Origin of the sequence: Streptomyces lancefieldiae (genome assembly GCF_031845825.1) — a bacterium.
Lineage (GTDB): Bacteria > Actinomycetota > Actinomycetes > Streptomycetales > Streptomycetaceae > Streptomyces > Streptomyces lancefieldiae.
Window position 1 is genome coordinate 1 of sequence record NZ_JAVRFH010000402.1, and the last position, 399, is coordinate 399.

At 23.8% G+C, this 399-nt stretch carries 1 protein-coding gene; it reads right to left on the reverse strand.

The features are described 5' to 3' along the window. Nucleotides 1-119: 119 nt before the first annotated feature. On the reverse strand, nt 120-399 hold a 280-nt coding region (locus RM812_RS42715; RefSeq protein ID WP_311586502.1), incomplete at its 5' end, for a hypothetical protein.

Here is a 399-nt window from a genome sequence, read left to right on the forward strand (position 1 = left end):
ATGTTGAAGTTGATACTTATATTTATTTCTGCTATATAGTTGTTTTATTTTTTACAAAAAATAAATAATACACTTAAAATCAAATAGTTATATTATTTGTTTTTTAAAAATAGATGTATTTATTTTTTTTTGGATATTTCATAAGTCCTATTTCTGTTTGCTCCAAAAGTCACTAAATCACTTAATTCGACCAACTTATAAACTGCTTTTCTCAAATCATTTGTTTGTATTTCATTTAAACGATTTTGAATTTCAGACATTTTACTTTTGCCATTGTATTTTAAATCTTCAAGAACTAATGCTTGAACTTTGTATGGCTCTAATGTTTTTAGTGCTGGCTTTATATCTAATTTGGCTTGTGCAAACAAATCAGAATTTAATAAATACTCTGTTCCTTTT